At 51.2% G+C, this 25325-nt stretch carries 19 protein-coding genes and 1 rRNA gene; 18 read left to right on the plus strand and 2 right to left on the minus strand.

From position 1 onward, the window contains the following. Positions 1–113 precede the first annotated feature (113 nt). The 17 genes from BMW84_RS17160 to BMW84_RS17240 all read left to right on the plus strand — a co-directional run bounded on the left by BMW84_RS17160 (position 114) and on the right by BMW84_RS17240 (position 21945). Positions 114–2138 (plus strand): glycosyltransferase, encoded by a 2025-nt coding sequence (locus BMW84_RS17160; RefSeq protein WP_254773025.1) that lies wholly within the window; start codon positions 114–116, stop codon positions 2136–2138. Next, positions 2104–2685 carry a hypothetical protein gene (locus BMW84_RS17165; RefSeq protein ID WP_091070504.1) on the plus strand — a complete coding sequence of 194 codons (582 nt, stop codon included), beginning with the start codon at positions 2104–2106 and terminating at the stop codon, positions 2683–2685. Before BMW84_RS17160 ends, BMW84_RS17165 begins: the two co-directional genes overlap by 35 nt. A gap of 4 nt (positions 2686–2689) precedes the next feature. Continuing rightward, complete coding sequence (locus BMW84_RS17170) at positions 2690–4123, plus strand: DUF2142 domain-containing protein (protein ID WP_175498851.1); 1434 nt, start codon at positions 2690–2692, stop codon at positions 4121–4123. Positions 4124–4136: 13 nt separating this feature from the next. Continuing rightward, the gene (locus BMW84_RS17175; RefSeq protein WP_091070508.1) at positions 4137–4838 is read left to right on the plus strand and encodes a glycosyltransferase family 2 protein; all 702 of its coding nucleotides are present in this window, start codon (positions 4137–4139) and stop codon (positions 4836–4838) included. Between the two features lie 2 nt (positions 4839–4840). After that, positions 4841–5260, plus strand: a complete 420-nt coding sequence (locus BMW84_RS17180; protein WP_091070510.1) for a DUF2304 domain-containing protein — start codon at positions 4841–4843, stop codon at positions 5258–5260. Then, positions 5250–6200 (plus strand): lysylphosphatidylglycerol synthase transmembrane domain-containing protein, encoded by a 951-nt coding sequence (locus BMW84_RS17185; RefSeq protein WP_175498853.1) that lies wholly within the window; start codon positions 5250–5252, stop codon positions 6198–6200. The genes BMW84_RS17180 and BMW84_RS17185 overlap by 11 nt, the downstream gene beginning before the upstream one ends. Then, complete coding sequence (locus BMW84_RS17190) at positions 6193–7203, plus strand: glycosyltransferase family 2 protein (RefSeq protein WP_091070513.1); 1011 nt, start codon at positions 6193–6195, stop codon at positions 7201–7203. The genes BMW84_RS17185 and BMW84_RS17190 overlap by 8 nt, the downstream gene beginning before the upstream one ends. Before the next feature lie 103 nt (positions 7204–7306). Next, the gene (gene rfbB / locus BMW84_RS17195; RefSeq protein WP_091070515.1) at positions 7307–8329 is read left to right on the plus strand and encodes a dTDP-glucose 4,6-dehydratase; all 1023 of its coding nucleotides are present in this window, start codon (positions 7307–7309) and stop codon (positions 8327–8329) included. 8 nt (positions 8330–8337) lie between these two features. Then, positions 8338–9198, plus strand: coding sequence for a dTDP-4-dehydrorhamnose reductase (rfbD, locus tag BMW84_RS17200; protein ID WP_091070573.1), 861 nt, complete (start codon positions 8338–8340; stop codon positions 9196–9198). Positions 9199–9356: 158 nt separating this feature from the next. Next, entirely contained in the window at positions 9357–10313 is a 957-nt protein-coding gene (locus BMW84_RS17205) for a glycosyltransferase family 2 protein (RefSeq protein WP_091070516.1), read from the plus strand. A 158-nt stretch (positions 10314–10471) separates the two neighbouring features. Continuing rightward, entirely contained in the window at positions 10472–11422 is a 951-nt protein-coding gene (locus tag BMW84_RS17210) for a glycosyltransferase family 2 protein (RefSeq protein ID WP_091070574.1), read from the plus strand. Beyond that, positions 11419–12819 carry an undecaprenyl-phosphate glucose phosphotransferase gene (locus tag BMW84_RS17215; protein ID WP_091070518.1) on the plus strand — a complete coding sequence of 467 codons (1401 nt, stop codon included), beginning with the start codon at positions 11419–11421 and terminating at the stop codon, positions 12817–12819. The genes BMW84_RS17210 and BMW84_RS17215 overlap by 4 nt, the downstream gene beginning before the upstream one ends. A gap of 102 nt (positions 12820–12921) precedes the next feature. Then, positions 12922–13791 (plus strand): phosphatidylinositol-specific phospholipase C/glycerophosphodiester phosphodiesterase family protein, encoded by an 870-nt coding sequence (locus BMW84_RS17220; RefSeq protein ID WP_254773026.1) that lies wholly within the window; start codon positions 12922–12924, stop codon positions 13789–13791. A gap of 130 nt (positions 13792–13921) precedes the next feature. Beyond that, positions 13922–14632, plus strand: coding sequence for a heptaprenylglyceryl phosphate synthase (locus BMW84_RS17225; protein WP_091070577.1), 711 nt, complete (start codon positions 13922–13924; stop codon positions 14630–14632). A gap of 64 nt (positions 14633–14696) precedes the next feature. Further along, positions 14697–17051, plus strand: coding sequence for a DNA helicase PcrA (gene pcrA, locus BMW84_RS17230; RefSeq protein WP_091070520.1), 2355 nt, complete (start codon positions 14697–14699; stop codon positions 17049–17051). Between the two features lie 33 nt (positions 17052–17084). Next, positions 17085–19097: an NAD-dependent DNA ligase LigA gene (gene ligA / locus BMW84_RS17235; protein ID WP_091070522.1), complete on the plus strand. Its 2013-nt coding sequence runs from the start codon at positions 17085–17087 to the stop codon at positions 19095–19097. A 223-nt stretch (positions 19098–19320) separates the two neighbouring features. Then, entirely contained in the window at positions 19321–21945 is a 2625-nt protein-coding gene (locus BMW84_RS17240; RefSeq protein WP_091070523.1) for a hypothetical protein, read from the plus strand. Between the two features lie 101 nt (positions 21946–22046). On the opposite strand, the gene BMW84_RS17245 is transcribed toward BMW84_RS17240, so the two are convergent. Next, positions 22047–23333, minus strand: a complete 1287-nt coding sequence (locus BMW84_RS17245; RefSeq protein ID WP_368086723.1) for a molybdopterin-dependent oxidoreductase — start codon at positions 23331–23333, stop codon at positions 22047–22049. Between the two features lie 53 nt (positions 23334–23386). Beyond that, positions 23387–24655 (minus strand): MFS transporter, encoded by a 1269-nt coding sequence (locus tag BMW84_RS17250; protein WP_091070525.1) that lies wholly within the window; start codon positions 24653–24655, stop codon positions 23387–23389. 365 nt (positions 24656–25020) lie between these two features. Here BMW84_RS17250 and BMW84_RS17255 point away from each other — a divergent pair. After that, positions 25021–25325 (plus strand): 16S ribosomal RNA (locus tag BMW84_RS17255); the annotation flags it as partial.

The following is a 25325-nucleotide window of genomic DNA, read 5'->3' on the forward strand; positions in this document are numbered from 1 at the left end:
CCAAGAGAAAATTATTAAAAGGGAGATATGCCAAAAATCCCGGCTTTAAAGATATTCTTTTCATTAATGGCTGTACGCTCCCGCATCCGGAACGGTACCGGGTGGACCATCAAATGGAGCAGCTCCATTTCAACGGGTACTCCTGCGATAAAGTGTATTATGAGAATTTAACGCTGGAATCGGTCAAATATTACCGGGCCTTCGTGTTTTTCCGCTGCCCTTCTACGGATATGGTGGAATCCTTCATTCAGAAGGCCAAGTATTTCAACAAAACCGTGATCTTTGATATCGACGATCTGGTTATTGATTATAAGTATGTCAAAGAAATTAAACATCTGGAGAAGCTGGACAAAAACGAGTTTGCCATGTACATGGACGGGGTCAACCGGACCCAAAGAACGCTCTCTTTATGCGATTATGCGGTAACGACCACGGAGCGGCTGGCAAATGAACTTAAACCTTATGTGAAAGAGGTCTTTATCAACCGGAACGTGGCTTCCGAAAAAATGGTCAAGCTGTCTCAAGAGGCGCTTAAAGAAAACAAACATGACCCTAACCGCGTGGTTATGGGCTATTTTAGCGGAAGCATCACGCATAACGAGGATTTTGACCTGATTCTTCCGGTGATTAAAAAACTGTTCGAAGCCCATCCCCATGTGTACCTTAAGGTGGTTGGTTTCCTGGATATTCCCGAAAGCCTGGTTGCTTTCAAAGACCGGATCCTCACGGAGAAGTTTGCCGATTGGACCAAGCTGCCTGAAATTATCGCCAGCGTGGACATCAACTTGGCGCCGCTCGTAAATACGATCTTTAATGAAGCGAAGTCCGAGAACAAATGGACTGAAGCTGCGCTTGTTAAGGTGCCCACGATTGCCAGCAATGTCGGGGCGTTCAAGGAAGTCATGGTCCACGGTGAGACAGGTGTGTTATGCGGCGGCATGGAAGAGTGGGAGAACGAATTAAACCGGCTGATCTGGGATGCGCAGTACCGGGAGACGCTTGCGAATAAAGCGTACTCCGTTGTTCTAAGCAAACATGTGACTTCCAAAACCGGGTTCCCGCTGCATAAGTTTTTGTCCTCGGTTGCGCAGCCGAATATTGCCTTTGTGCTTCCGTCCACGCAAATCAGCGGCGGCGTAAACGTTGTGATTAAACATGCGAATATGTTAAGGGATGCCGGGAAAGACGTGCTCATTATCTCTATGGACGAAGATGAGAATAACATCGTCAACAAAGACGGCGAGCTTAACGTCATTTCTTTTCACAAACATGCTTTTCATGGCTTTATCGAAAAATGCGTGGCGACGTTATGGACCACCACCTCCTTTGCCAATCACTATCCGAAAGTAAAAGACAAATATTATTTGGTTCAGAATTATGAAACCGATTTTTACGAGCCTGGCAATTATTCAAGGGTGCTGGCCAATTTGACGTATATTCCCTTTAACGATCTGAAATATATCACGATCTCAAAGTGGTGCGAGGATTGGCTTAAGAATGATTTTAAATGCGAAGTGGACTATGCTCCCAACGGCATAGACTTGTCGGTGTTCCCTTATTCGGAACGCGACTTCGGCAAACAGAAGATTCGGGTTCTGGTGGAGGGCAATTCCAAGGACCATTATAAAAATGTGGACGAAAGCTTTAAAATCGTAAACGAACTGGATCCGGATCAATATGAAATCTGGTATCTCTCTTATAGCGGCAGTCCCAAAGAATGGTACCGGGTGGACAAGTTCCTGAATAAGGTTCCCTATCATGAAGTGGGCAATGTATATGCCAGCTGCGATATCTTAATCAAATCCAGCCTGCTGGAGAGCTTCTCCTATCCTCCGCTGGAGATGATGGCCACGGGAGGAATTGCCGTAGTCGCGCCTAACGCAGGGAATATTGAGTATTTGAAGCATAAGGAAAACTGCCTGTTATACGAGCAAGGCAATATCGCCAGCGCACTCGCCATGATCCATGAAGCGCGTACGGACGAAGAACTGCGCAACCGCATCATCCGGAACGGCCGGCTTACCGCCGAGAACAAGGAATGGTCAAGGCTGCAAGACCAAATTCTCTCGCTTTACGGATATGACGACGCGAAGAGCGAAGTAAATGGAGAACAATATGCAGAACAATCGCAGGTTTAAATGGGTTAAAGGATTAGGCGTTGCGGTGTTTATAGCCCTTTTGATTTTTGTTTACGTTGGAAATATCGGTCTGATGCGTGAAGGACTGAGCCAGGATAGCGGCAGTTCCACACTGGGGGAATTAGTTGAAGGAACCGAGCTGGAGCAGTCTTTTCAAATCGACCGGAATAATTTAAGCGGCGTGTCCATCAAGATGGCGACTTTTATGCGAAAGAACGAAGGGGATTTTATTATCGCTCTCCGGCATGAAGGCAGTAGCGCCAATATTTATGAAGCGAAAGTTCAATTTGATAGCATTACCGACAATGCGTATTTTGATTTCAGATTTCCTCCTATTAAATTCTCCAAGGGCAAACATTATGTTGTGGCGATCAAATCATTGTCAGGGGAGAAAGACGCCTCCATTTCCTCCTATGTCAGCGACGGCAACGTCTATGATGGAGGAGAATTGCGGCTGAACGGGACAACATTGAACGGGGATCTTGTCTTTAAGGTGTATTATAACCGGACATTGTTTGACTATCTCTACAGTAAAGTGGGGGGCTAACGCATTGAATGGGATCAGTATAGAAAAAAGGTTTATTACGCTCGGCTTGATTTTCGGCTTGTTATTTATATTTTTGATTCCTCCCCTGCAGGCCCCGGATGAAGACAGCCATTTCAAAAAGTCATTCCTTGTATCCAGCCTGCATCCCTTTCCCATCGTTAATGCTGAAGGTAAAATCGGCAATTACATTCCTGAAGCGTTAATGAACTTTGAAAATAAATTAAGACCGATGATGGGGAATATGGACGTGAAGTACAGCTACAAGGATCAATATTTTGATTCGCATCTCCGCGTTCAGCGGGGACAGAGTTTGTTTACGGAATATTCCACCTCCCAAAGCAATCCGATATTGTTTTTGCCGCAAGCAGCCGGGATGTTATTCGTCAAAGCAACGCTTGAGAATCCTATTTTCACGAATGACAACATTTCTCCGATTAACTACGTCTACGGCGGCAGAATATTTAATTTGGCTTTTTTTCTGACATGCTGTTATTATGCGATCAAGAATATTCCTTTCTTTAAAAACGGCCTCTTTCTCCTTTGCCTGATGCCGATGACCATGATCCTGGCCAGCTCTTTGAGTTATGACGCAATCATCATCGGGACGATTTTTTTGTATCTGTCGTTCGTGTTGAAGCTGATATACAGCGACGACGTAAAATCGATTTCCAAAAAAAATCTGTACGCGTTGATTGTATTTTCTGTGCTTCTGATTCAGTTTAAACAAGTCTATTTTCCTCTACTGTTATTGGTACTGTTAATTCCGTTATCCAAATTTAGAGATAAGAAACAAAAGTACACCTGGATTTCGATCATTGTTTCTTCTGGCGTTCTTGCCTATCTGCTGTGGACAGGCCTGATGAAATTAATCTTACGCGGTAGCGTAGTAGCAGATACCAATGCGGGGGAACAGATTCACTTCATTCTTACTTCCCCGTTTAGCTATGTGCATATCTTGCTGCACACGTTTAAGACCGGCCTATTGTTTTACCTGAATAGTTTCATCGGAAATTTAGGGTGGCTGGATACGAATTTCCCTGTTGTTTTCATCGTCGTTTACTTTGTTTTGCTGCTGGCCGCCTTTCTGTTTAATGACCATCCGGGAAAGGTGCGGATCAAGGGCCGGGACAAGGGGCTGTTCGCCATTCTGGGAATCCTGGTCGTCGTGCTGATCGAGTCGGCGCTGTATATTACCTGGACCTCCATACCGGAGATAGGCGGAGTAGGGAATCCGGTCGTCTCAGGCGTGCAAGGAAGATATTTCATCCCGGTATCTCTTGTATTTTTCTTGTTGCTGGCGATAAATTCTGTTAACTTGAATCAAAGATTTACTAAAATCAAAGACGGATTGAATATGGTTATACCTAAATTCGCGATATTTTCGTTGGCGTTTACGATAGTGATATTATTTTTACGCTATTGGGTGCCAAGCCCGTGAAGGAGAGTGCAGATTGAGAATATTGGGGATCATTCCGTGCTTCAATGAAGAGGAGAATATTGAGCCGTTGATTCGGGAATTGGCGAAATATTCGGATCTACTGGATTTTGTCATTATTAATGATCATTCTACGGACCGGACTTCTGCCATCTGCGAGAAAAACCATGTGAATGTAATTAATCTGCCGTGCAATTTGGGTATCGGGGGCGCCGTCCAGACCGGGTATATTTACGCGAAGCAAAACAACTATGACATCGCCATACAAATTGACGGAGACGGTCAGCATGATCCGGCTTATATCAAACATCTGGTCGAGCCTATCCTTAAACAACAGGCTGATTTCGTCATCGGCTCCAGATTCATCCACAAGGAAGGATTTCAGTCGTCGGTGACCCGAAGAGTGGGAATCGTTTATTTTTCGGTGCTGCTGAAACTGTTGGCCAAGCGGAAAGTAAGCGACCCTACCTCCGGATTCAGGGCATGCAATAAGAGGGTCATTGATTTTTTCGCGGCAAATTATCCTACGGATTATCCGGAACCGGAGTCTATTATGGCTCTGAGCAGAAACGGATATCAAATCGAGGAGATACCGGTCCAGATGAGGGAGCGCAGCGGAGGGACTTCATCCATAAAGTCGCTTAAATCGGTGTATTACATGATTAAAGTTACGCTGGCGATTGTTATTGATTTTACCCGAAAACATCAGGTTACTTAAGGATGGATGATATGTTTCCGTTGAAATTGCAGCTCTCTCTGATTCTCTTATGCGTGGTATTGCTTGTTCTTTTGATTAATATGATTAAAAAGTACGAGCTGCAGCTTAAATATGCGCTCTTATGGATCTTCGTCGTGGTGCTCATGCTGGCGATTTCCGTGCTTCCGCAGATCGCTTTTTATTTCACCAGGGTTTTCGGATTTCAAGCGCCTTCGAACTTTGTGTTTTTGGTCGGCATCGTTTCAGGACTGGCCATTATTTTTAGCCTGACCATATCCATTTCCAACTCATCGATCAAGATACGCCAGATGTCGCAAGAGATCGGCTTGTTAAAGCAACAGCTACATCGTCTCGAAATGAAAGTGAAGGACTCCAATAAGGAAATTTCCGCAGAAAGTGAACTGGTGCGAGGTGAAGAGTAAAAAGCCGGTTTTGTTCGGAGCGGGGGCGCTTGCCCTTTTCATTCTCCTGTTCTATTTAAAACATCGTTTTCATTCGTTGAACTATTCTTATCTGATCATCGGCATTGCTGCCTATTCGGCTGTCCTTTTGACGAGATCCTTCAAGATCAATCAGATCTTGAAAGTGTACACCGACATCCGTTACAAAGAAACATTGCCATTGACAGCTTCAAGCCAACTCATGGGGGCATTTATTCCGGGGCGTGCCGGAGAGGTCTTGGTATCGGCGTATTTAAAATTCAAATACCGGGTCGATGTCTCGAAAATTTTGCCTGTGCTGTTCCTGGATAAAATCATTGAGCTGCTGGTTGTGCTGATTTACTCGCTTATGGCTATTTTTATGGTCAGCCAAAGTCTGTTGTCCCTCCTGAGCGACAGCGTCCACGGCATCCGAGACAATTATTTATTGATAGCGATTATAATTGTGGCCGTCCTAATCTTGCTTCTGGCCGCCTATAAACTCCTGGGCTCCAGGCTGAAGATCGTGCTGGCAAACGTAAAAAACAGCCTGCTGATCCCGATCCGCAACCCCAAGCTGGGTGCCGTTATCATTGCGGCTTCTTTTTTGGCCTATATTACCGAGTATTTGTACTTGTACTGCATTTTTCATGCCTTCAATGTCGAGATCTCGCTGCCCAAAGTCATTTTGGTTCACTCTCTGGGGATGGTTATCGGCGTAGTGAGCATGATCCCGGGCGGGCAAGGCAGTACGGAGGTTACCATGCTGGCGGTATTGCATCTTTGGGGATATACGACGCTCAGCGTAATCACTCCGATTCTGGCCAGCAAGTTCATCACGTATTTTATTTTGGCGATGTACGGTTTGCCTTTACTGCCGTATAGCTTTTCTGTCCTGAAAGAGCGGAGAAGGCGTGCCGGAAAGAAGGTAAGCAATGAATAAGCTGGTTTCCATTATTATCGTAAACTATAACGGCGCGGAATATATCGAAGAATGCATCGAATCCATCATCCATCAAACCTACAGCAACTGGGAGGTTATTGTCCTCGATAATAACTCCAAGGATCGATCGGTGGATATCATCAGAAAGTATCCCTTTGTCCAATTAATCGAGTCGGCAGAAAATTTGGGCTTTGCCAGGGGGAACAATGATGCAATCAAACATTCAAACGGTGAATACATTGCTTTATTAAATAATGATGCCAGGGCCGACAGGGACTGGCTGCAGCGTTTAGTGGATCAGCTAGAACAGAATGAGGCTTTAGGAAGCTGCGGCTGTAAAATCATTTCGCATTACGAACCGGAGGTTATGGACTCGGCAGGTCTGCTGGTCAATGTCAGCGGCATGTCCAGAGGCCGTGGAAGAAATGAGAACATCCGTAAATACGAGAAGACGGAACTAATTTTGATTCCCAGCGGTTGCGCAGCAATGTACCGGAAATCGGCATTGGATGAAGTCGGCTTATTCGACGAAGACTTCTTCTGCTACTGCGAAGACACGGATCTGGGGTTCCGCCTGCAGCTTGCGGGCTGGAAATGCCTCTATGTTGCGGATGCGGTTGTTTATCACCGGTACTCGGCATCTTCCGGCAAGTACTCGCTGTTCAAGACCTATTTGGTGGAACGCAATCATTATTGGTTTGTGCTGAAGAACTATCCGCTGTCTTTGATATTGCTGAACCCGCTCTATACGCTGCGGCTTTATTTTTATCAAGCATTCAGTATGCTTAAAAAGCAGGGGGCAACCAGCGAATTGATAAGCAACACCTCGAAAAAGGATATGATTGTGACTTTACTCAAGGCGCACCGGGATGTTTGGGGTAAAATGGGTGTAATGTTGAAAAAAAGATCCAACATCAATGCAATTAAAAAAGTGGACAATAAGCAGATTAAAGAGTGGATGAAGCGCTATAACATTTCGCTGACCGATCTGTTTAACTCCTGATTGAACGTTGCGATCGAGAGAGGGTCAGCATAGAATATCATAGTTCTGAATTCTATAGGTTGAAGTTATTGTATTAATCATAAAAAAGTTAAGGTGGTTACCCATGAAACTCCTTATCACCGGCGGAGCCGGCTTTATCGGCAGTAATTTTGTCATGTATATGCTGCAGCAGCATCCGGATTACCAGATCGTAAATGTAGATGCGTTGACATACGCGGGAAATCTGGAGAACCTGAAATCGGTGGAAGGCCATCCGAACTATACGTTTGTCAAAGCCGACATTACCGATGCGGCGGCGATGGACGCATTAATCAGCCAAGGCGTGGAGGTCGTGGTCAATTTTGCGGCCGAATCCCATGTGGACCGGAGCATTTTGGAGCCGGACGTATTTGTGAAGACGAATGTGCTGGGAACGCAAGTGCTACTCGATGCCGCCAAAAAATACAGCGTGACGAAGTTCGTTCAGGTCTCCACGGACGAAGTCTACGGTACGCTCGGCGCTACCGGGCTATTTACGGAAGAAACGCCGCTTACACCAAACAGCCCGTATTCCGCGAGCAAAGCCGGCGGAGACCTGCTGGTTCGCGCTTATCATGAGACGTTCGGGCTGCCGGTGAACATCACCCGATGCTCCAATAACTACGGCCCCTATCAGTTCCCGGAGAAGCTGATTCCGCTGATGATTTCCCGGGCTCTGCATGATCAGGCGCTGCCGGTATACGGCGATGGACTGAACATCCGCGACTGGCTGTACGTGGAGGATCACTGCAGCGCGATTGATTTGGTCATTCATGAGGGCGTGAACGGCGAAGTGTACAATATCGGGGGCAATAATGAGCGCACCAATATGCACATCGTCAAGACGGTTCTGGAGGAGCTCGGCAAGCCGGAGTCGCTGATCACGTATGTACAGGACCGCCCGGGGCATGACCGCCGCTATGGCATCGATCCGGCCAAAATTACCCGGGAGCTGGGCTGGCAGCCAAAGCATACCTTTGAGACAGGCATCAAGGAGACGATCCGCTGGTATCTGGACAACAAGGAATGGTGGACCCGCATCCAATCCGGCGAATATCAGCAGTATGCTGCGCGGCAATACGGCGCCCGTCTGGGGGATTCACTGTAATGCCGAAAATGAGAGTGCTTGTTACCGGTTCAGCCGGACAGCTCGGCCAAGATCTTGTGCTGTTGCTTCAAAAGCAGGGCCATGAGGTATTCGGCTGTGACCGGCAGGAGATGGATATCACTGATCTGGGGCAGTGTAAAACAGTCATCGGCGGGTATGCGCCGGATGCCGTCATCCATTGCGCCGCGCATACCGCAGTAGATGCGGCAGAGACGGATATCGATGCGGCGTATACAATTAACGCGACCGGCAGCCGGAATGTAGCGCTTGCCGCGGAAGAGGCCGGAGCCAAGCTGGTGTACATCAGCACGGATTACGTGTTTGACGGCATGGGGGAGAAGCCATACCACGAATACGACAACACCGATCCTCGGACCATTTACGGCAAGTCAAAGCGGGCTGGAGAAATACTGGTGCAGTCATTGTCCTCGAAATTTTTCATTGTCCGCACCTCCTGGGTTTACGGTAAGTATGGCAGCAACTTTGTAAAGACGATGCTGAAGCTGGGACAGGAGAAGCCGGTTCTTCAAGTCGTGAATGATCAGACAGGTTCTCCCACCTATACCGTGGATTTGGCCAACTTCCTGCTGGAGCTGATCCGGACGGAGAAATACGGGGTATATCATGCCTCCAACAGCGGGATATGCACGTGGTATGAATTTACTCAGGCCATCTTTGCGGATGCGGAAGAGATACTGGGGCTGAAGTTTACGGCCGAGCTCGAGCCATGCACGACGGAGCAATTTCCGCGGCCGGCACCGCGTCCGCGGTATTCGGTGCTGGAGCATTTGGCGATCCGTACGAACGGGTTCGCCGATATCCGCCCGTGGCGAGAAGGACTGCGGGATTTTCTGCGTGAACTGCAATAACCATTTGTAAGGCTTCCGCCGCGGCAAGCGATGGAAGCCTTTTTGCCGGGCGGGCCGGCCTACTGGATGGATTTAGGGCGTAGCTTCATCCCGAAGTCATCGCTTATAATGGGTAAAAGAAGGCAAGCCCACTCCAATGCGTAATGAAGAGGAGTTTCATGAACCCGAAAAAAGTCAGCGTACATATCGTTACCTATAACAGCAGCGAAGATATTATAGAATGCCTGGAAGCCGTAGCGCGTCAGCAATATCCGGTCTTGCGGATCATCGTAGTGGACAACGCTTCCTCGGACGAAAGCACGGCACGTATAAAGGAATGGCATGCACAGAGGGAGACGGAAGGGCGTCTTTTGCCTGCGCTAGAGGTGGTGGAGAATTCCGCCAACACCGGTTTTGCTTCTGCCCATAATCAGGCGATCGCGGCGAGCGATGCGGATTACATGCTGGTCCTGAACCCCGACGTGACGCTCGCGCCGGATTATGTATCCAGACTGGTTGCCCGGATGGAAGCAGAAACGGCCATCGGAAGCGCGACGGGAAAACTGCTGCGTAAAGCCGATCCTGGTGTGGTGGACAGTACGGGTCTTTGGATGAACCGGGCACGGCGGGCTTTTGACCGCGGGGCGGATGAGCCGGCAGAGCGCTGGGCCGCCTCCGGAGAAGTCTTCGGGGTTTCCGGCGCGGCGGCGATGTATTCCCGCCGGATGATCGAGGATATCGCGATCTTCGGAGAGTTTTTTGACGAGGACTTTTTTGCCTACAAGGAGGATGTCGATGTCGCTTGGCGCGCCCGGCTGCTGGGCTGGCGGGCTTATTACGATGCGGATGCCCGGGGCTATCACGAACGAGGCTGGAAAACCTCTGGGCGCCGCGGCAAATTGCTGTTTATCCGCCGTCTTTCGTACATCAACCGTTACAAGATGCTTTTCAAAAACGAACCGGCCCGCAGCTTGATCCCCACGGTGCTATGCGCTCTGCCGTATGAAGCGGCGGCAACCGGCTACATGCTGGTCCGCGAGCCTGCGCTGCTCAAAGCGTGGGGAAGCTTTTTCAGGCAAAGGAAAAATCTGTGGCGCAAACGGAAAGCCCTTCAGGAGAAGATGCGCACTCGCTAAAGAGCCGCTCGCAATCCGGGAATAGACTTGTATGGACGATCATAGGCTTACCGCCGTTGCCGGACCTCCCATGTATAGGCATGCCTATCAGGGAGGTTTTTATGTTATAATTGTTGGCGGTAGATTACTATATTTGTCAGGAGCGCAGTGAAGTGAATATCGATGTGAGCGTGTTAATCCTTAATTACAACACCTGCCGCCTGACAACGGATTGCATCAGGTCGGTTTATCAGTCGGAGACCGAGTTCTCCTATGAAATTATTTTAATAGATAACCACTCCAGCGATGGTTCGGCGGAGTGCATCGGCCGGGAGTTCCCCGAGGTGCTGGTGATTGCCAACAAGGAGAATGTCGGCTTCGCCCGGGGCAACAACCAGGGGATGAAAGCAGCCTCCGGCCGCTACGTGCTGCTCCTGAACTCGGATACGGTGGTTTGTAAAGATACTCTGCAGACCATGTTGACGTTTATGGACAGCCGCCCGGATCTTGGCGCTGCCGGCTGCAAGGTTATTTTACCGGACGGTTCGCTGGATAAGGCGTGCAAACGCGGATTCCCGACGCCTTCAGCTTCGTTTTATTACGCCTTCGGCTTCAGCAAGCTGTTTCCGGACAACCCGCGGTTCAACGGCTATCAGCTGGGGTATTTGAACCCTGACGACGCGTATCCGGTCGACTGTCTGGTCGGGGCATTCATGCTTGTTCGGCAGGAGACGATCCGGCAGGTCGGCGGATTGGACGAGCGGTTTTTCATGTACGGAGAGGATCTCGACTGGTGTTACCGCATAAAGGCCGCAGGTTGGGGCGTTTATTACTACCCTGAAACCTATATCATACACCTCAAAGGCGGAAGCGCGCGTCGCAGGCCGTTCAAGATCGTATACGAGTTTCACCGGGCGATGATTCTGTTTCACCGCAAGCATTACAGCAAGCAGTATAATCCTTTGATTAATGGAGCGGTATATGCCGGCGTCGGCGTGAAATTTGCCCTTTCCCTGGTGACCAATGGCCTGAAGGTGCTGCGCCGAGATCGTGTGGCAGATACGAGCTTGAATGCTGATGTTATGAATTCTGGCGCAGGGGAAAAAGCAAAGGCGGAGGTGGGACCGTGATACGCCGCAACCAGCAATTTTTAACGCAGATCTATATGGTGGTTGACTTCGGAATCATCCAGCTTTCTTTTCTGGTTGCCTGGTGGCTCAAATTCCGCAGCGGCTGGATCCCCTCCTATCAGTCTCTCCCCGTGGAGTCTTATGCGTATTGGAGCCTGATTTATGGCGCGATCGCTGTGCTGCTCGGGATTTTGACGTCGCTATATATCCCGAAACGCAAAAAACGGTTTGTCGATGAATTTCTCAAGATCATTCAAATTCAGGCCATGTCGATTTTCATCCTGCTCGGGCTGATGTTTTTCCTGAAGCAGCTGGATGTATCCCGGCAATACTTAGCGATCTATGTAGGCTTAAATTTGCTGCTGATCATGTTTTACCGCTATGTGCTGAAGGTGATGTTGAAATCGCTGCGGGAAAAAGGCTACAACCGGCAGTTCGTGCTGATTCTCGGCGCGGGTACCCTCGGCAAGCGGTTTTACAGCAATCTTGCGCAGTATCCCGAACTTGGCTACGAAGTGATTGGGTTCCTGGATGATTTTCAGGAGTGGGACGGGATTGAAGCCGCCCGCTACAAGCCGATTCTCGGGAAAGTCGACGAGCTTGCCGGAATGCTGGAAATGATGCCGGTGGACGAGGTCATTCTGGCTTTGCCGCTCGATGCCCACTCCAAATACCCGGCGATTATCGCCACTTGTGAAAAAGCCGGCGTCCGTACGCTGATTATCCCCGATTTCTTCGACTATTTGCCGGCCCGTCCGTATTTCGATAACTTTGCCGGCATGCCGATGATCAACGTGCGGGACATTCCGCTGGATATGGCCGGGAATAAAATCGCCAAACGGCTGTTTGATATCCTGTTCTCGTTGTTTGCAATTATTCTGCTGTCGCCGGTGATGATTCTTGTCGCGGTTGGCGTACGCCTTACCTCGCCGGGCCCGGTGATCTTCAAGCAGGAACGGGTCGGGCTGAACCGCCGCAACTTTATGATGTATAAATTCCGTTCCATGCGGATGCAGTCCGAGGGGGAGACGGATACCGGCTGGAGCACGCCGAACGATCCGCGCCGTACCCGGTTTGGCAGCTTTATCCGCAGAATGAGCCTGGACGAGCTGCCGCAGTTTTTCAATGTGCTGCTGGGGCATATGAGCGTCGTCGGCCCCCGGCCGGAGCGTCCGTATTATGTGGAGCAGTTCCGCGGCGAAATCCCAAAATACATGGTCAAGCACCATGTCCGTCCGGGTATTACCGGCTGGGCGCAGAGCAACGGGCTGCGCGGCGATACCTCGATCGAGGATCGCATAAAACACGACATTTTTTATATCGAGAACTGGTCGCTGCTGTTTGATATCCGCATTATTTTCAAGACGATCCGCAACGGATTTAAGAACGCGTACTGAACATGATGACTTAATCCCATACAAACGGTTGCCAGCCAGCTTTGCCCAAGGCTACAGCCGTTTTTTCTTTGCAATGATCTCTCACATAAGGATGCTGCCAGTATGGATAAGAAAAAAATGATTGCCTACGCCATGATGATAGTGTCGGTTGCTCTGCTGCTGGTCATTACCCTCTCCGAGAACGAGAAAGAGCCTGCTTCCGGCTTTGAAGCCTACCGGATCGTTGCCCATGCCATGGGCGGGATTAACGGTCATACGTACACGAACACCCTCGATGCCTTTGTCGCTAATTACGAGCAAGGAACCCGTGTCTTCGAAGTGGATCTCCTGCAGACCGCGGATCAAAAGCTGGTTGCCCGCCATGAGTGGACCGCGCATATGAGCGAGCTTCTCGGACAGTTGCAGGTTCTGCCTGCCGCAAAGCAAGGCGAAGTGCTGAATTATGCGGAGTTTATGGACACTCCGATTTTGGAATTGTACACGCCGCTCGATATCGATAAAATTATGTCTTTGCTGGCTGCCTATCCGGATGCCTATCTGGTGACGGACACGAAGGAGCTTGAGCCGGAGATTGTAACACGGCAATTTCAGAGCATTGTAAATGCCGCGAACCGGAAAAATCCCGCATTGCTTCAGCGGATTGTTCCGCAAATCTATAACCGCGAGATGTATGGCGTGGTCCAGGCGGTGTACAAGTTTCCGCGTATCATTTATACGTTGTACCAATCGAAAGACAGCGACGAGCAGGTCATCGATTTTGTAAAAGCATCCGGCGTAGATATTACGATGCCGCTCAGCCGAACGGATAAAACGTTCATCCGCAAGCTGAAAAAGGCCGGCGCCAGAACCTATGTCCACACTGTAAATGATGGAGCTGAAATTACGAAGCAGTACCGGATGGGTGTGGACGGCTTTTATACCGATTTTGTCTCGGAAGATGATATCAGGCAGATGAAAGGGGTAGGCAATTAGGGGCAGCCGGCCCGAACGGAATGCGAAAAAATGTTCGCATTTTTCCTCTCTTTAAATTGACACCCCCTGTGCCCTGACATAGACTAGAGATACCGATCTGATGGATTAAGGATGGTCAAGCATGAGTGAAATGCGGCAATGGATCAAGCCGTGGCGGCATGTATTTAAGCTGGACCCGGACCGCATGCTTGCGGACGGAGAGCTGGAGGCAATCTGCCGTTCGGGAACGGATGCCATTCTCGTCGGAGGTTCGACGGGAGTAACCTATGACAATACGCTGGAGCTGCTGAACCGAATCAGGCGGCATGCCCTGCCCTGCGCGCTTGAAATCTCCAATCTCGAAGCGGCCGTGCCGGGTTTTGACCTCTATCTGATCCCCATGGTGCTCAACACGGCGGACACCGATTGGATTTTTGGCCAGCACCGCAAGGCGCTGGAGCGGTATGGCAGCCTGATTCCGTGGGAACAGCTGTTGACGGAGGGCTATATCGTTCTCAACGCCGATTCCGCAGTTGCGCAATTAACCGGAGCGGACTGCGCTTTGAACGGCAATGAGGCTTCAGCCTATGCTCAAATCGCCGACCGGCTCATGTCGCTGCCGATTGTTTATATCGAATACAGCGGCGCTTTTGGCGATATGCGGACCGTTCAATCCATACGGGAGACCGTCGAACAAGCCCAGCTTTTTTATGGCGGGGGCATTGCGACAGAAATGCAGGCAGCGGAAGCGGCCGCGCTGTGTGACACGGTGGTGGTCGGCAACGTAATCTACCGTGACCTGCAGCAGGCATTATCTACGGTGGATGCCGTGAAACGGACAGCCCGGATAGTTCTCGACTAGTGGGCTTGCGCCGAACTACTTATAACTTATTGAAAGCTTATTGATGGAAAGGAGCATGTTTTACATGCAGCTGATTAACATACAGGATGCTGTCGCCCGGCTGAATCCGCCGCAGCGTCAGGCCGTGGAGACGACAGAAGGACCGCTTTTGATTATGGCCGGCGCGGGCAGCGGCAAGACGCGGGTGCTCACCCACCGGATCGCTTGGCTGATCGCCAATCGCAAAGCGCCGCCATGGGCCATTCTGGCGATTACGTTTACGAACAAGGCAGCCCGGGAGATGCAGGAACGCGTTTCGCGGCTCGTGGGTCCAGAAGGCAGAGATATTTGGGTCTCCACCTTCCACTCCATGTGCGTGCGCATCCTGCGCAAGGATATTGAGCGCATCGGCTTCACCTCGAATTTCTCGATTCTGGATTCCTCGGACCAGTTGTCGGTTATCCGTAACTGTATGAAGGATCTGAGCATCGACACCAAGAAATTCGAACCCAAAGCGGTGCAGGCCGCCATCAGTACGGCCAAAAACGAACTGGTCACGCCGGCGCAATACGAGCAAAAGATCGGGGATTACTTTGAGGGAATCGTCGCCAAGGTGTACGCCATGTACCAGAAACGGCTGAAGAGCAACAACTCTTTGGATTTTGACGACCTGATCATGAAGACGATCGAGCTGTTCAAGAATGTGCCCGACGTGCTCGATTTCTATCAGAAGAAATTCAAATACATCCATGTCGATGAATATCAGGATACGAACCGGGCGCAATATATGCTGTGCCGGATGCTGGCGGACGCCCATCACCGCATTTGCGTGGTCGGGGACAGCGACCAGTCGATTTACCGCTGGCGCGGCGCCGATATCAGCAACATTCTCAATTTCGAAGAAGACTACCCGGAAGCCAAAACGATCATGCTGGAGCAGAACTACCGCTCGACCTCTACCATTCTGAATGCGGCCAACGGCGTCATTGCACTTAATACGGGACGCAAGCCGAAGAAGCTGTGGACCGATTCGGAAGAGGGACCAAAGATCAAGGTGTTCCGCGGCGACTCCGAACATGACGAAGGTTATTTCGTTACCGGTGAGATCAGCCGGGGCGTTAAGCAGGGCCAGCGTTATCAGGATCATGCCATCCTGTACCGCACGAATGCCCAATCCCGGGTTATAGAAGAAATTCTGATCAAATCGGATATACCGTACCAGATCGTCGGCGGCATCAAGTTCTACGACCGCAAAGAAATCAAGGATTTGCTGGCGTACCTTCGCCTCTTGTCCAACCCGGATGACGATATCAGCCTGGTGCGGATCATTAACGTTCCCAAAAGAGGGCTGGGCGACACCACGGTAGCCAAACTGGCCGTTGCCGCAGCGGAGCGGGGCGTTTCGATCTTCCGCGTGCTGCAGACGGTGGACGATCTCGGTTTTGCCGGGCGGACGCGCAATGCGCTGGTTGAATTTTACGATATGATCGAGGCGCTGCACCGGATGGTGGAGTTCTTGTCGGTGACAGAACTGACGGAAAAAGTGCTTGAGCTGTCACAATACAAGCTGGAGCTGCAAAACGAGAACACGCTGGAATCCCGCGCCCGGCTGGAGAATATCGACGAGTTCCTGTCGGTAACGATGGAGTTTGAGAAAAATAACGAGGATAAGTCGCTGGTCTCCTTCCTCACCGACCTGGCCCTGATTGCGGATATCGACAGCATGAACGATACCGAAGAGGAGACCCAGAACGATGCCGTCGTGCTGATGACGATGCACAGCGCGAAGGGCCTGGAGTTCCCGAATGTATTTATCATCGGGATGGAAGAAGGCGTCTTCCCGCACAGCCGCGCGTTCATGGACAACGAAGAGCTGGAAGAAGAGCGCCGGCTGGCTTATGTCGGCATTACGCGGGCGGAGAAGCAGCTGTTCCTCAGCTGCGCGCGGATGCGCACGCTGTTCGGGCGGACGACGCAGAATCAGCCGTCGCGCTTCCTGGAAGAGATTCCGGAGGAGCTGAAGGAAGACACTGTCAAAGCTTCGGACCGCTTCCGGCGCGGCGGCGCGGACACGGGCGGGGCCTACGGCGGCCGCGGCTTCGGCGCCGGCGGCCGGGGCAATTTCGGCAGCGGCGCGCCCGCTGCCGAGCGGATGCCGACAGGCGGCGGGGCCGCCGCGTTCGGCAGCGGAAGCACGGCGTCCGCGGTGCCCGGCGCGGGCCGCGTGACGGTGACCTCCGGAGGCGCGTCGCGCGCTCCGGGGGCAGCCGCCGGCGAGTTCAAAGCCGGCGACAAGGTCTCCCACGGCAAATGGGGCATCGGCACCATTGTTGCCGTAAAAGGCAGCGGGAACGACACGGAGCTGCAGATCGCGTTCCCGGCGCCGGTGGGCGTCAAGCGGCTGCTGGCAGGCTTTGCCCCGATTACCAAAGTCGAATAAGCGGGATCATAATTCTTGGGAGGATGTGCCCGAATGGACACGAAACGCAAGATGGAAGAGCTGGTCGCGGAGCTGAACCGGCATAACTATCAGTATTATACGCTGGATGCGCCACAGATCAGCGATAAGGAATACGATGCGCTGTACGACCAGCTGTTGGCGCTTGAAGCGGAGAGCGGAATCGTTCTGCCGGATTCTCCGACCCAGCGCGTCGGCGGAGAGCTGCTGAAGGGCTTTACGCCGCACCGGCATCTCGCACCGCTCTGGAGCTTGGATAAAGCCCAGAATATCGAGCAGCTGCGCAGCTGGCATGCCCGGGTCGTTAAGCTGGTGAACGATTACAACACGAAGAATCCCGGAACGCCTTTGCCGGAGCCTTGTTATGCGGTGGAGCTGAAATTCGACGGCTTGACGCTGAACCTGACCTATTCCGGGGGAGCGCTGGTGCAGGCGGCAACGCGCGGCAACGGCGTGACCGGCGAAGGCATTCTCGCCCAGGTCAAGACGATCAAATCCGTGCCTTTAACGATTCCGTTCAAGGACGGCGTCATAGAAGTTCAAGGCGAAGGCATCATGAACCTGTCGGTTCTGGCCGACTACAACTCCCGTGCGGCCGAGCCGCTCAAGAACGCCCGCAATGGTGCGGCCGGCGCGCTGCGCAACTTGAACCCGAAGACAACGGCCGAACGCCGGTTGAATGCTTATTTCTATAATGTCGGGTATGCCGACGGCGTACAGTTCTCCGGGCATCAGGAGATGATGGATTTCCTGCGGAACAATCATTTTAAAGTGAATCCGTATTTGACATACTTCGAGAATTTCGATGACGTAACCGAACAGCTTGCCGACATTGAAGCGACCCGCGCCTCGCTGGATTATCTGATCGACGGGGCCGTCATCAAAGTGACCGATTTCCGCACCCGTGAGGTGCTCGGCTACACCGACAAATTCCCGCGCTGGGCCGTCGCCTACAAATTCGAAGCGGAAGAAACGACCACGGTCCTGGAGTCGGTTAGCTGGAATGTCGGACGTACCGGAAAAGTAACGCCGCTAGCCCGGGTAGAAGCTGTGGAACTGGCGGGCGTGACGGTCCAGAACTGCACGCTCAACAACGTCGGGGACATCGAGCGTAAAAATTTGAAGTTCGCCCTGGGCACCCGGGTCTTCATTCGCCGTTCCAACGATGTCATTCCGGAAATTCTCGGCAAGGTAACCGAAGAGAACGACGGCGGCGAGATTATCTATCCGGAACAATGTCCGGCTTGCGGCTTCCCGCTGGAGATGCGCGGGGCGCATTTGTTCTGCAACAACAAACTGGACTGCAAACCGCAGATTATCGCGCGGATTACTCATTTCGCCTCCCGCGATGCGATGGATATCGAGACGTTTAGCGACAAGACAGCCGGGCAGCTTCATGACGAGCTCAATGTCCGCGAGCCGGCCGATTTGTATGAGCTGACGATCGAGCAGCTGCTCAAGCTGGACCGCTTCGGAGAGAAGAAAGCGGAGAATCTGCTTAATGCGCTTGAGGCCAGCAAAGGCCGGGATCTGGCTTCCTTCCTCTATGCGCTGGGCATTCCCAACACCGGCAAGGCAACGACCCGGATGCTGGCCGACCATTACCGCAGCCTGGATGCCGTGATGAACGCAAGCGTGGAGGAACTGACGGAGCTGCCGGATATCGGCGGCATTGTTGCCGAAAGCATCGTGGGCTTTTTCGCCGATCCGTTTATCCGCACGGGCATTCAGCGGCTTCTCGACCTCGGCGTCGAGGCGAAAGCCCCCGAGGCACCGCGCCAGGTCAGCACCGATTCCTTCTTCAGCGGTAAGACCGTGGTTCTGACTGGCTCTCTGCAAAAGTTGACCCGCGAGGAAGCGGCAGAGCGGCTGGAGGCGCTCGGGGCCAAGGTATCCGGCAGCGTCTCCAAGAAGACGGACATCGTCATCGCCGGCGAAAAAGCCGGCAGCAAGCTGGCCAAAGCGCAGCAGCTTGGCATTCAGGTCATCGACGATGAAGATGAACTGCTGCGGCTGCTGGAAGAATGATCTGGTGGTTTATGGAATTGAATAGCCCCCAATAAAACCAAGTCGTTATTCCATTGCTCTGCTGAGAGAGAATGGGGTAGCGGCTTTTGTTGTTTTACATGAACTTTATGGCTTGCTCCAAACACAATTATGGTCGATATTGGCAGATCTCGCTATTTTGTGTAAAATTTCTTACAGGCGTATTCACAATACATATCTACTTAGAGATTATGGAGGTTTAAGAATGGAAACTTATTTTCGGAGGCGCTTCTTTTCTGTAATGATCGCGTTCTCGTTGATGGCAGGGATGCTCTATCTTCCAAAGCCAACGTTTGCAGCTGCATCCTTAACTCTTCAAGGACAGGCAATGATTGCGGAGTGGGCGAAACAGGATTATCAGGGGAGACAGGCGGGAACGGCAGGTTACGCCAAAGCGGTTACCGACCTGCAGTCCCGGATGGTATCCGCAGGAATGCTCCCTGCTTTCGGGGAATCCCAATATCGGCAGAGCTATAAGACGGGCACCGCCTCTCTGGTTAAGGAGTCCGTCTCCGTCAATGGCAAGATGCTGGAACTAATGAAGGATTACATGCCTTTTTCAAGATCTGCAAGCGGGGGGTTCTCGTTCAAAAAACTGTATTATGCAGGGGCGGGGATGAGCGGTGATTATCCGACTAAGGTTGACGGGCTGGTGATTTTCCATTGGTACGATAAGCAGGGCAATTTTCCGGAAGGAGCGATGGATCGGATTCAACGGGCAGTTGCCAACGGCGCCAAAGGGGTTATGATCATCACCAACGGCGAACTTAAGGTCGGCAATTACGAGCATCCGCTGAATGCGGAGAAACTTAGTGTGCCTGTTCTCTATATCTCTCAGGACATAGCAGCCGTGCTCGGCGTTCCGGGCGATTATTCTGCTGCATCACTGAAAGCCAGCGATGTCCGCATCAACCTGACAATTGACCGCTCCTCCCAGCCGGCTGACAATCTGGTTGGCGTAATCCCGGGAAAAAGCGAGCAGAAATCGATTCTGTGGGTCACTAATATCGACGGATTCGGGAGTCTGCCGGAGGGCAAATGGTATGAAAGTGCAAAGTCGGGTGCTGCCGCAGCAGCAATGATGTTGGACATGGCCCGATATTATAAGGAACATACGCCGGACTATACCATGATCTTTGCCTTTGTGGGAAGCAAGTGGAAGCAGCAAGAGGGGGTACAAGCGCTCGCAAGTAAGCTGAATTTTAGCCATATTACGTATACTGTGGATTTATATGCTATGGGCGGCAGCGGTAATTTGGATAATATGTATATCGGTTATACGGATTCTTCGTTCGCTTCGCAGGCAAATCTGATATCCAAAAACGTTCAGTTGAACTCCGATCTGGGCAACGCGCTTTCTTCTGTATTGAAAAGCAAGACCAAACAGTTGCTAATGATAAGGGATAGCAATACTTGGATTGATGACTCCTCTAGCGATAAAGCGGCTTCTATAACTCCAGTGCAATATGAAGCAGGAGTGCATTCATTGCTGGACCTCTCTGACCGTATAATGACTGCTTCGCCCAAAGAGAGCGCGGCCGATTACAACTATTCGGAAACCGCGACAAAAGTCGACCTGCAGGCTCCAAAATTGACGTTGAACCAAATGGATTCCATATATTTTACCATCTACGCTGATGACAGAAATGTCGGGCGCATAACCACCGCAGTACTAAAAGAAATGGACTCGATATATCAAAGAGTGGCCAAATACAATTACTATCCGGCTTCCGGCGAGAAACCCATTGCCCTGTTTTTGGAGAATGGAGAAGCAGCAGCCCAAATTTCCGGAAGAAAAGACCTAGTAAAAGACTCATCGGCAGCCGGAGGAGGTTTTGCAAATGTCTATAACGGACATATGTACGTCTATATGAGAAATGGCCCGTCTTATGAGACCATTGCCCATGAATTGAATCATGCGCTTGCCTCCTCCAATCTATACACAGGCGACAACTTCGAATTACAGGAATGGCAGGGCCAGAGCCAATTTGTCAGATATTCGGCGGTCAATGGACAAAGCGTTCATCCAGAGGATATGGGTGTCATAATCCGTAACAGCTTTCTGTCCAATCATGAAGTGCCTAAGCTCAAAGAGCTGGTAACCAATTATAATCAAAATTTGGATTGGACGTGGTTCACCAAAAAGACTCCAAATCCAAACGGCCACCTCTATACCTACTATATCATGGGTTCCATGTATGCTTTTTTGGAAGATCAATACGGGGAGCAAGCTTCGCGGCGCGCAATGTACCGCAATTATGCGGATGTGTCCAAAATCCAAAATAACTTGATCATGGATACGGGGCTAACCCTGGATTCTTTTCTTAAAGCATGGAGCAACTGGTTCGTTAATGGTGGAAGTGCATCTCCTGATAAGCCATTTCTAACCCCACAGGGGAATAATGGTTTTGACTACATGATCCTTTATACGCTTCCGGATAAAAAAAATAATGAAGCGGCGACCGTCCCGTCAAACTCTGGCGGTACCGTTAAAACGAATGGCACTGTCAAATACCAGTTATCGTTACGCAGCAAGGATCTGACCATTCAATCGCTGAATATATATAAGGTTAAAGATGGAGCTACCGTAGAGATTAATTACGAAAGCAAGCAGTCTCGGTTTGTGTGCCTGTTTGATCCGCCCAATGGAGACAAAATCAAAATACTGTTGAAAAACGCAATTGTTTCAGGTAAAGGGAAAGCTACGATGAAGCTCAGCAATAAGGAAGTGAAGACGCTTCTCGAATTGTCCGGTGTTACACTTCGATTTGGTGAAGGGGAGGATTTCGCCTATATCGAGGCCGGAGAGTTGAAAAGAATCCTGGAGTAAACGGGGATCGGGTTCCATAACTCCTAAATAAAAGAACCTTGAAGGCCGTTTAAGCGGTCGTCAAGGTTCTTTATGGTTTCGGCAATGATTGCCGGTGGTCCTCACGCTCTTTTTGCCCCCGGCAGCCAAGCATCCTTGTCATACCCGCGTTGTTCCCAATACCCGACATGATCTTCCGCAATCAGTTCGATCCGGTTCAGCCATTTCACGGATTTGTAGGCGTACATTTTTGGAACGACCAAACGCACGGGCCCGCCGAGTTGATTGGAGATCGGCTGGCCGTCATGCAGCACGGCGACCATAACGTCGTCCATCCTCGCCTGATCCAATGTCAGGGAATCGGTATACACGCCATCGCCGGAGTAGAGCTTAACCATCGTCGCGCCGGACTGAACGCCGGCCATATCGAGCAGCTTGGCCAGCGGAATCCCTTCCCAGGTGTTGCTGTAGACAGACCAGCCTGTGACACAGTGGAAATCGCTGATTTGTACCTCGCGCTGCAGCTTGACGAACTCCGACCAGTTCCAGTTGAAAGTCCGGTTCACCAGGCCGTCGATGGTAAACGACCAGTTCGAATTATCGAACGCGGGAATATCGGTTACTGTGTAGACGCGGAAATATCCTTCCGCACCGCCCCCGGCAGGCGGGGAAGAACGGGGGAGCGGCACCGGATCGGGTACAAGGCGGTTGGCGTTCTCAGCGGTGGAGCCGCCAAGGCCCGGCAATGCGGTCGTACGGCCCAGCCAGCGGACAAAGTTAGGTCCGAGCGTAATCGCGAGTCCGCCAAAAGCCGCCGCTTTGATAAAGCTGCGGCGGGTATAGAGCGCCTGCGGCTGCCCGGAAGGAGTTCTATGCGGCACGGAACCGCCGGCCGGATGACCGGCAACCTGTTCCCCTGCAGACTCCTCCGGTTGGACGGTGCGCTTCGCCGGTTCGCGCAGCCATTTGACCCGGGTAATCGAATGGTAGATGATTACCGGCAGACCGATCCATGTCAGCAGATCATGGATCCACAGCGCCGTATTGGCCGCCCGCGGACCGGCCAACCGAAATTGCCAGAGCACGATCCCGGAGAGGAACCAGCCGATGAGCATAGCAAGCACAAAAACGACGTTGGCTTTCTGCGAGGTTTTTCCCTTTAATCGTTTCCAATGTTTTGCCGACAGCAGTAAATAATAAATGACGGGCAAAAGCAGCAGTAACCCGATGTAGATATGCGCCTGCTTCAGCCAGACCCGGCCTTCGCCAAGCACCTCGCGCCAGTATCCGCCCAGCAGCAGCAATCCGCTTAACGCTAAAAAAGCAACCAGCCACGCATTCCAGGCGTGAATCCGAACCAGCTTTTTCCCGTAACCTTTGCGAACCTTGGCCAGCGCATTTTTCAGCAAGGGTATCCCTCCTCAGGGCATCGGCAGATGAAAAGATATTTTATAGTTATAATTTAAACTAAATTATACGATTCCGCCGCCCACTCTTCCAGTTTTTTATCCCCGGGAAGCAGAAGCGCCAGTAGGCCGAGCAGCGGGAGAAAACCGCAAGCCACAAAAACCGGACCGATGCCGATGCTGTCGATTAAATCGCCGATGATGACGGAACCGATGCCGCCAAGGCCGAACGCGAGTCCGGTAATTAGCCCGGATACGGTACCGATATTCCCGGGATACAGCATTTGCGCGTAAATGACGGTTACCGAAAAGCTGGACAACAGAATGAATCCGGATAGCAGAAGTAGTGCAACCGCCCAGATCTGGTTGACAAAAGGCAAGGCGACGGCGAACGGCACCGTACCGATCATGGACAACAGGATCAGATTCCGGCGGCCAAAACGGTCAGCAAGCGGTCCCCCGAAGAAAGTACCGACTGCGCCGGCAGCGAGGTAAAGGAAAATGTAGATTTGCGCACGGTCCAGCGACATACCGTATTTGTCCATTAAATAGAACGCGTAATATCCGCCGATGGAGGCGCCGTACCAAGAACGGACAAACACGATGAAGACGAGAATGACCGTGGCGGAGAGAATATGCCTGCGGCGGGTTTTATCCATTTTCCGCCCGGCACCTTTTTTTCCAAAGGAATATCCTGCATTCAGCATTTCCCGATACCAGCGTGCAACATAGGTTTGTACAGCAATGCCGGCAGCGGCAACCACAGTGAAGCTCAATGCCCCGATTTGCCCAAAGGGGATAAACACCCACTTCATCAACAGAGGCCCGATGGATTGCCCGGCGTTTCCCCCGACTTGAAAAATGGACTGGGACAATCCCTTGCGCGCACCCGCAGCCATATGTGCAACCCGCATGCCTTCCGGATGAAAAGCAGCGGAGCCCAGACCAACCAGGACTACCGAAAAAATGACCAGCATATAGTTACCTGCAAAAGCGAGCATGAATACGCCGGCGAATGTGCAGCACATCCCCAGCGGCAGCAGCAACGGACGGGGTTTGCGGTCGGCGGCATAGCCGATGACCGGCTGTATAACGGAAGAAGTGAGATTCAGCGCAAACGAAATCCAGCCGACCTGGGCATAGGACAGCAGCATATTGGCCTTTAGAATCGGAAACATGGCCGGAATGAGCGCCTGAATGGAATCGTTAAACAGATGGACAAAGCTTACAGCGAGGAGAATGCGATAGATCGTTTGTGGATGCTGAACCCCAAGTTCTTTTGCCGGGACAAGCGGTTCCGTCGCCGTCTTCGTACGGTTGCTCATGGGATCTCCTTTCGTTGCTCGTTTTATGGAAACAATTTGTGCGAAGCCCCTTTGATTTATGCGTGTATTTTAACCAACCTTAGACAGAGTAGGAAGCGGAATTCTTATGCATTAAAAAAAGGGTTGCATGGACCGGCGATGCGTGATATATTATCTCTTGTGCTTATGAGGCAGCGACGATCGTTAAAAAATCGATGCAGAAATAAGTTGACAGATCAGTTCAAAACATGATATGATTTAATTCCTGTGTGAAACACGATAAAGTGATTCACTGGGCAAGTTCTTTGAAAACTGAACAAATGGAACACGTTAATTTGAGATTCATTTTATGAATCGTCAGTTTCAAAATGAGCAAGTCAAACACCTTTATGGAGAGTTTGATCCTGGCTCAGGACGAACGCTGGCGGCGTGCCTAATACATGCAAGTCGAGCGGAGTTTATCCTTCGGGATAAGCTTAGCGGCGGACGGGTGAGTAACACGTAGGCAACCTGCCCCATGAACTGGGATAACTACCGGAAACGGTAGCTAATACCGGATAATTCCTCTTTTCGCCTGAAGGGAGGATGAAAGACGGAGCAATCTGTCATCACGGGATGGGCCTGCGGCGCATTAGCTAGTTGGTGGGGTAACGGCTCACCAAGGCGACGATGCGTAGCCGACCTGAGAGGG

Origin of the sequence: Paenibacillus sp. NFR01 (assembly GCF_900111565.1) — a bacterium.
GTDB lineage: Bacteria > Bacillota > Bacilli > Paenibacillales > Paenibacillaceae > Paenibacillus_AQ.

What these genes read in the sequence shown, in the direction of transcription:
- BMW84_RS17160 (WP_254773025.1), top strand. Translation starts at nt 114, where the DNA reads ATGGAGCAGCTCCATTTCAACGGGTACTCCTGCGATAAAGTGTATTAT.
- BMW84_RS17165 (WP_091070504.1), top strand. Translation starts at nt 2,104, where the DNA reads ATGGAGAACAATATGCAGAACAATCGCAGGTTTAAATGGGTTAAAGGA.
- BMW84_RS17180 (WP_091070510.1), top strand. Translation starts at nt 4,841, where the DNA reads ATGGATGATATGTTTCCGTTGAAATTGCAGCTCTCTCTGATTCTCTTA.
- BMW84_RS17190 (WP_091070513.1), top strand. Translation starts at nt 6,193, where the DNA reads ATGAATAAGCTGGTTTCCATTATTATCGTAAACTATAACGGCGCGGAA.
- rfbB (WP_091070515.1), top strand. Translation starts at nt 7,307, where the DNA reads ATGAAACTCCTTATCACCGGCGGAGCCGGCTTTATCGGCAGTAATTTT.
- rfbD (WP_091070573.1), top strand. Translation starts at nt 8,338, where the DNA reads ATGAGAGTGCTTGTTACCGGTTCAGCCGGACAGCTCGGCCAAGATCTT.
- BMW84_RS17205 (WP_091070516.1), top strand. Translation starts at nt 9,357, where the DNA reads ATGAACCCGAAAAAAGTCAGCGTACATATCGTTACCTATAACAGCAGC.
- BMW84_RS17220 (WP_254773026.1), top strand. Translation starts at nt 12,922, where the DNA reads ATGGATAAGAAAAAAATGATTGCCTACGCCATGATGATAGTGTCGGTT.
- BMW84_RS17225 (WP_091070577.1), top strand. Translation starts at nt 13,922, where the DNA reads ATGCGGCAATGGATCAAGCCGTGGCGGCATGTATTTAAGCTGGACCCG.
- pcrA (WP_091070520.1), top strand. Translation starts at nt 14,697, where the DNA reads ATGCAGCTGATTAACATACAGGATGCTGTCGCCCGGCTGAATCCGCCG.
- ligA (WP_091070522.1), top strand. Translation starts at nt 17,085, where the DNA reads ATGGACACGAAACGCAAGATGGAAGAGCTGGTCGCGGAGCTGAACCGG.
- BMW84_RS17240 (WP_091070523.1), top strand. Translation starts at nt 19,321, where the DNA reads ATGGAAACTTATTTTCGGAGGCGCTTCTTTTCTGTAATGATCGCGTTC.
- BMW84_RS17250 (WP_091070525.1), bottom strand. Translation starts at nt 24,655, where the DNA reads ATGAGCAACCGTACGAAGACGGCGACGGAACCGCTTGTCCCGGCAAAA.